Annotated in this window: 1 protein-coding gene; it reads left to right on the forward strand. The window is 73.6% G+C overall.

The features are described 5' to 3' along the window. The coding region (locus AB0M92_RS39235; protein WP_366107186.1) for a type I polyketide synthase at window positions 1–1,693 on the forward strand (1,693 nt) is incomplete at both ends.

The following is a 1,693-nucleotide window of genomic DNA, read 5'->3' on the forward strand; positions in this document are numbered from 1 at the left end:
TCCTCTACGACGCCGGCGACTTCGACGCGGCCCTCTTCGGGATCTCCCCGCGCGAGGCCCTGACCCTCGACCCCCAGCAGCGGCTGCTGCTGGAGGCCTCCTGGGAGGCCATCGAGAACGCGGGCATCGCCCCGCACACCCTGCGCAAGAGCAAGACGGGCGTGTTCGGCGGCGTCATGTACCACGACTACGGTCCCGGTACGAGCGACGGCAGCCTGGTCACGGGCCGCGTCGCGTTCAGCCTGGGCCTGGAGGGCCCGGCCCTGACGATCGACACGGCGTGCTCCTCCTCGCTGGTCGCCATGCACCTGGCAGCCCAGTCGCTGCGCTCGGGCGAGTCCACGCTCGCCCTGGCCGGCGGGGTCACGGTGATGACCGAGCCGGACATGTTCCTGTACTTCAGCCACCAGCGCGGCATGGCCGCCGACGGCCGCTGCAAGTCCTTCTCGGCCGACGCCGACGGCACGGGCTGCTCGGAGGGCGTGGGCGTCATCGTCCTGGAGAAGCTTTCGGACGCCCGCCGCAACGGGCACGAGGTCCTCGCGGTCATCCGCGGCTCCGCCGTCAACCAGGACGGCGCGTCCAGCTCCATGACCGCCCCCAACGGGCCGTCCCAGCAGCGGGTCATCCGCAGCGCCCTGGAGAACGCCGGCCTGACCATCGCCGACGTCGACGCGGTCGAGGCGCACGGCACCGGCACGACGCTGGGCGACCCGATCGAAGCCCAGGCGGTACTGGCCACGTACGGCCGCCGGCCCGCCGGCGACAAGCCGCTCTACCTGGGCTCGCTCAAGTCCAACCTGGCCCACACGCAGGCCGCGGCCGGCGTCGGCGGCGTCATCAAGATGGTGCAGGCGCTGCGCCACGGCCTGCTGCCCAAGGTCCTCCACCTGGACGAGCCGACCCCGCACGTGGACTGGGAGTCGGGCAACGTCCGGCTGCTGACGGAGGCCGTCGACTGGCCGGCGGGCGAGCGCCCGCGCCGCGCGGGCGTGTCCTCGTTCGGCCTGAGCGGTACGAACGTCCACGTCATCCTGGAGGAGGCCCCGGCGGCGGAGCCCGACGGTACCGGGAGCGGGAGCGAACTGCCGCTGGTCCCCGTCGTCCTGTCGGGCCGCTCCGCGCGGGCGCTGACCGACCAGGCCGCCCGGCTGCACGCCCGGGTCTTTGCCGACCAGGAGCTCACGCTCGCCGATCTCGGCTACTCCACCGCGACCACCCGGACCCCGCACGAGCACCGCGCGGTCGTCGTCGGCGCGGACCGCGAGGAACTCCTGTCCGGCCTGTCGGCCCTCGCCGAGGGCGCCGTCGCCGACGCGGGTGTGGTGGAGGGCCAGGTCCGGGACGGCCGCACGGCCTTCCTGTTCACCGGCCAGGGCGCGCAGCGCCTGGGCATGGGGCGCGAACTGCACTCCGCGTTCCCGGTGTTCGCCCGCGCCTTCGACGAGGTCGCCGCCGCGGTGGACACGTACCTCGACACCCCTCTCTACGAGGTGATCTGGGGCTCGGACGAGGCGCTGCTGAACAGCACCGCCTACACCCAGCCCGCCCTGTTCGCCATCGAGACGGCCCTGTTCCGCCTGGTCGAGTCCTGGGGGGTCCGGCCGGACTTCCTGGCCGGCCACTCCATCGGCGAGATCACCGCCGCCCACGCGGCCGGGGTCCTGTCCCTGGAGGACGCGGCCCGCCTCGT

The organism is Streptomyces sp. NPDC051582 (assembly GCF_040681715.1).
GTDB lineage: Bacteria > Actinomycetota > Actinomycetes > Streptomycetales > Streptomycetaceae > Streptomyces.